Source organism: Methylomagnum sp., from assembly GCF_054333355.1.
On record NZ_JBTEKS010000300.1, the window covers coordinates 1 to 5,408 of the forward strand.

The 5,408-nt window shown below is 64.8% G+C and carries 3 protein-coding genes; 1 reads left to right on the top strand and 2 read right to left on the bottom strand.

Annotation, left to right across the window (positions count from 1 at the left end):
* Positions 1 to 2,565 (bottom strand): contractile injection system tape measure protein (locus tag ACXWUF_RS17735; protein WP_458495946.1); only part of this gene is annotated, 2,565 nt, incomplete at its 3' end.
* A gap of 214 nt (positions 2,566 to 2,779) precedes the next feature.
* Positions 2,780 to 3,250 (bottom strand): DUF4231 domain-containing protein, encoded by a 471-nt coding sequence (locus ACXWUF_RS17740; protein ID WP_458495947.1) that lies wholly within the window; start codon positions 3,248 to 3,250, stop codon positions 2,780 to 2,782.
* A 441-nt stretch (positions 3,251 to 3,691) separates the two neighbouring features.
* On the opposite strand from ACXWUF_RS17740, the gene ACXWUF_RS17745 reads away from it, so the two are divergent.
* Positions 3,692 to 5,398 carry a hypothetical protein gene (locus tag ACXWUF_RS17745; RefSeq protein WP_458495948.1) on the top strand — a complete coding sequence of 569 codons (1,707 nt, stop codon included), beginning with the start codon at positions 3,692 to 3,694 and terminating at the stop codon, positions 5,396 to 5,398.
* Positions 5,399 to 5,408 lie beyond the last annotated feature (10 nt).

The following is a 5,408-nucleotide window of genomic DNA, read 5'->3' on the forward strand; positions in this document are numbered from 1 at the left end:
AGCGGGCTTCAGCCCGCGACCGGACGCGCCCCTGGATTCCGGTCGCGGGCTGAAGCCCGCTCCCACGGGGCCGTCCGTGGGGGCGTCAGCCCGCATCTCCCGGCGCAACATCGCCACCATGGGTTCTAGTTCGCCACCCCGCACGGTGTTCGCCAGCGTCTCCAACAGCCGCCGATAGGGCTGGCCGTAACGGATTGCCAGCGCACTAAGCACCCGCCGCAGCAGGTCTTCGGCGTCCGGCGGTCCCGGCTGTTCCCGCTCTTGGCTCAGCAGGTAAGCCAGCAGATAGGCCCGAACCTGTCCGGCGTAGGCCGCATCCTCCCCGGCCAGTGCTTCCAGCGCCGTCCGGCAGGCGGGGACAAGGCCGGTCCCGGCGAGCAAGTCGAACACCCGCTCGTAAAACGCTGCCGGAAGCCGCCGCGCCAGCCGCTTCACGGCGGACTCCAAGGGACCGACCCGGCGCAGCGCCGCCAGCACCGCCCCATCGGTGAGGGATGCCAGCCACGCCACCCATTCCGCCTCGGACCCCTCCCGCGCCGCCGCAGGCCATAAGCCATAGCGCAGCAGGCGTTCCAGTGCGTCGGCGGCGGCCGGTGTTGCCCGAGCGGAGTCCTCCATTCGCGCCGCGCCCGCCTCCCCGGCCCACGTTGCCACCGCGTCGAACGGGGGGGCGTTATATGCTCCCTCGCCCTCTGGGAGACCTGTTCTGAGCGGAGTCGAAGAGGGGCTGGGGTGAGGGTGGTCAAAAGAAGCTTTCATTCCACCGTCATCTATATGCGGGAGGTCGGCGAATTCCCGGACCACCGCCGCGATGTCCGAACGCGCTGCCACCGCCGGATCGTGGGCCAGATCGAACCATAGACGCGCCAGCTCCTCCGGCCGTTGCCGCCGCAATCCGGCCAGCAGGTGGCGCAGGCCGCCCGCATCGGCGAACCGGCTCCAGGCGGGGGGCCGCCCGTTCGCCAGCCAGTGGGCCAGGAGGTCCAGGTCGTCATGACCCTGGGAATGCGGGTTCGGTCGCGGTTGGGAACCGCTCCCGTTGGGGGCTGGGTTGGCGTGTGCCTGGGAATGCTCCTCCCCCGCCAGCCTGGGCGTTGATGACGTCACTAGGCCGACGTGGAATTCGTCCGCCAGGGACAGGAGGATGGATGGCAGCGAGTAGCGTTGCGAGGCCACGGTACGCAGCAAATCGCTACGCACGATCAGGCCCAGTAATAGTTCGCCATAAGCGATGCGGTAGCGGGCCGCCATCTTGAGCAGGGTGCTTTTGACGAAGGAGCGGGCGTTGAAGTGGGAACCCCGCTCGCACAACAGGAAGGTCAGGACGAATTCCCACAGGGTTTTCCTGAAACCGCGGTTTTCCTGCTGCACCACTGGCCGACGCGCCTGAACCTCGGCCACGTCCCGGACGTAGGCGACGATCAGCCCGGCATCGCCGGGTTCCAGCAAGCCCACCAAGCGCTCGATCACCCGCCCGGAAAACTCGAAGGCCAGACGCTTGCGGACGCTGTCCCGGTAGCCCAGGCGACGCAGCAGGTAGAGCAGTTCGTCGGGGGCCTCGTCCATGAGGGAATCCAGAATCCGGTTGATCCCCAGGCCGGGATCAATGCCCACCGGCCATGGCATCACCCCGCCCGACAGAAACGATTCCAGCACTTGGAGGCGGCGCCGGGCCGGGCTGACGGACTCCGGCTCGGCGGATTTCCCGGCAGCGGCGATTTCCAACAATACCGCCCCGTCCAGTTCGGGTCGGCCCGATTCGGCGCGGGCCAAGCGGCCCGCCAGCTCCCCGTAGGAAACGGCGAGGCGTCCCGCCACTTGCCGCGCCAGACTCTCGACGAAGGCGCGGCGGTTGAATTCAAGCCCCCGCTCCACCAAGAGATAGGCCAGCACGAATTCCCAGGCCATGCGGCTCAGGACGCGGCGGTTCGCTAAGCCCGGTCCCGGCCATTCCGCCAGGGCGCGGGCTAGGTCGATGATGAAACCGGCGTGATCCGGTTCCAGCAGGCGGATCAGCCGGTGCAGGGTGCTTTCGGAAACATGGCTGGCGATCCGCTTGCGGATACCGGCTTTTTGACCAAGCTCCCGCAGCAGCCGGGCCAGTGCCTCCGGCGTGGCGTCCGCCGCCGCGATTAGCAGACGGTCGGGATGGGTCGCCGCGCCCGTGGCGCCCGGCAGAACCCCCCGCGCCAGATAATCGGCCAAGCCATGCAGCGGCGCCAACTCCGAAGCGCCGCCAAGCCCCGCCGGAACCGCTTCCGCGCTGGGTTCCGGCCAGCGGCGGGGCAGTTTCTCGGCCAGAAAGCGCCGCAGCGCTGCCCGGATTTTTCTCGCGAGGTCATCCTCCAGGCGGTCTTCGGCCACGGGGCCAAGCTCCAATTCCACCCGCTCGAACAGGAACACCGTGTCGCCGGTCCCGAACTCGATCAAACAGGCTTCCAAGACCTCGCCCAAGCTAGCCCGGCAGAAATCGCCGACCCGTTTCCGAACCGGCTCCGCCTGCCGTTCTTGGGCGATGTCCAGTTCCAACACGACCCGGGTGATGCTATGTCGAAGATTCGCCACAATCAGCCTTTGAAGCTTATCGCCTTAAGTCAAGTTAAGCGCTCGTGGTCCTGGAAGGACGGGCTTTCGTATTCGGAGTCCGAACTTTAGTTTGGATTTATTTTCAATGGCTTACGCCATTTTTCAAACTAAAGTTCGGACTCCAGACCGGCTTAACCTAAGGGCAGTGCCCTGCGGCTCGCAAACGGGCCATCCGTGGGGCGTCCGGGCGCGTTCAAGCGTCTGCCAGATCGCGGCTCGGTTGCGGCTGGTTGTCCCCGGCGCTGTGGCTCTCTTTCACGGCGGCCTGCGCCCAGACGCTATTTTCCTTGGCGAGGCGGCCTTCCACCCGCTGCACTAGCCTGTTGAATGGCCGCTCGCCGTCGTAGGGTTCGGTGCGGGTGAGGTATAGAAACTTCTCCTGTTTGAGCGCTTCGGCGGTCGAGCGGTATTCGAGCCAGCGCTCCTGATATTGGTTGAGGCTGAGCAGCCCGGCGATGATCGTAATCAGAAGGCCCAGCATCCCCACCGTTGGCGTGATGTAAGCCAAGGTTTCGGTGTATCCAGACAGGAACGGAATGCTCGAAGCCGCGAGTATTTCCAGCATACGCAGATGTTTGTAGCGGGTTTGATAGGCTTGGCTTTTCCTGTCGAACCAGTCGATTTGATCTTGGAGCCGCTGTTCTAGGTAGGTTTGTTCGTTCATGGCTTTTCACGCTGCTGCTAAACCGTGTTCGTTGGGAAAATGTGGTCGAAGCCGATGAATGGCTATGGCAAGGCCATTTTCCAATGGGAGGGGGCGTAGTATAGATTTTTTTGAAATCAGGTCGCGCTTGAAACACAAACGCTGCCACCTAGCGGAGGGCGTTTGCTCTCACGCCTCGCGTGGCGGGTCGGCAAGCTCAGCCGGGTCTCGACAATTAGCCAGCATTCGATGAGCCAGCCAACCGCCGTCCTGTCCCAGCCACTTGCCAAGGGCCGTCCAGGGACCCATCATGCCTCCCAGCCGGAGCGATGGGTTTCGCTGCGCTGGCACCCATCAGCCTATGTGGCGCATTCGGCGGCGGGACACGGAGCTTCATATATGCCGCGTTCAGCCACCAACTGAACACCTTGCCCATAAATCAATAACAATCAAAATCCACCCATGCACGACAAAACCACCCTAAAACTAGGCGCCCTGGCCGCCACCTACCTGCTCTGGCTCACGGTCTGGCTGGTATTGGGACCGGCGGCTTTCGGGTCGGCTTATTACAACTGGGACGAAAGCTCGGTGACGGGCCTCTCGGCCACCCTGGCCTTCCTGGTCGCCCGGCGCGTCGGCGAACCCCATGCCGGCTTCCTGCGCCTGACCGGACTCGGCCTAGTCACGCTGTGCGCCTCGTGGATCATGTACGATCCCCCCGGCATTCATCCCGGCTTCCACTTTTCGGGCGAAGGGACGCCCAGCTATTCGTCGGTCAGCTACGCCCTGTTCGTGTTCGCCTGGATCTGCGCCTGGGGCTACCGGGTCATCGACCAGTGGCGGCGGCGTCCGCCCTCGGTCCTCACCGGGGCGGTGTTCGCCATCCTGATGTTCGGCCTGGCCCTGATCCTGGCCAATTACTACTATCCCGAATACGGCTCCAACATTTTGGACACCGTCGCGGGCCGACTCGACGCGGTCGCGGCTGGTCTCGAATTCATCACCCTGGTCGTCGGGCTGGCTTCGATCCTGCTTGGCGAATCGGCGGTGCTGACCTGGATGCTGTTCGCCACGGTGTTGCAGGTGGCGAGCGACATGGCTTACGCCGAGGCGGAGGTTCCCGCCGTCATTGAGCCATTCTGGATGCTTGGGGAATTCCTGATGCTGGCCGCGCTGGTGGCGCTGCCCGGCGCGGCGGCGCGGTTCGCGCCACAGCCGGAGCCTAGCCCCGCGCCCGGAAAGGCGCCCGGCGCAGATCGGTCGGGCCTTTCGGGCATTCTGATTATGCTCTCCCTCGGCGGCGCCTTGCTGTTGGTGGCGGTGTGGCTGACGCCGATCCATTCCGTCTGGAAGTCGTTCTTTTCCGTGCTGTTCATCGTGGCGCTGGTGGTGATCCTGGTGTGGATCACCGAGCGTTTCGACGAGACCGTCAAATATCTACAAGTCCATACCGAGAATCTCTATTGCGGACGCTTCGCCCCTTGTGACTGGCGCGAGGCGGAGCCGCGCATCCGGGCGACCCTGCTCTCCACGGGCCTCGGCGCCTACCTGGACGCCCTCCGCGAGGCGGCGACGCGGCTCCGGCGGGATGTGCTTTTCCTCGGACCCGAGCGGCTTTACCTGCCGCCGAAAGCGTCCGGTGGACAGGGGCGGGTGCGCTGCTTCATCGTCATGCCGTTCAGCCTGGAATGGTCGAACGACGTTCACCGCATCCTGTCCCGCGTCTGCGAGGCCGCCGGTGTCCAGCCGGTGCGCGGGGACGATCTGTTCACCCCGACCGATATCCTCAACGACATCTGGCAAAGCATCAATGGCGCGGATTTCGTCATTACCGACATCAGCGGACGGAATCCGAACGTTTTCTACGAACTGGGCATCGCCCACACGCTGGCCAAGCCGGTGCTGCTGATTTCCCGCAGCGCCGCCGACATTCCCATCGACCTCAGCACCCGGCGGGTGATCCTGTACGGGCAGTCGGAACTGGATTGGCGGGACGACCTTGACCGCAAGGTGTCGAAGGCGGTTCGGGAGATACTCGACGCCTACGGCCTGGCGGCGGTGGAAGGCACCGCGACCGGGGCCAGGCAATTTTCCGGGGAGGATGCGCCGGAGCCGGGCCTAAAGGAATTTCCGGCCCTACCGCTCGTTCCCGAAACAGTGAGCCCTTGAGCGGGCGACG

Excerpts from the sequence above, each read along its gene's own strand:
- ACXWUF_RS17740 (WP_458495947.1), bottom strand. The coding sequence starts at position 3,250 with ATGAACGAACAAACCTACCTAGAACAGCGGCTCCAAGATCAAATCGAC.
- ACXWUF_RS17745 (WP_458495948.1), top strand. The coding sequence starts at position 3,692 with ATGCACGACAAAACCACCCTAAAACTAGGCGCCCTGGCCGCCACCTAC.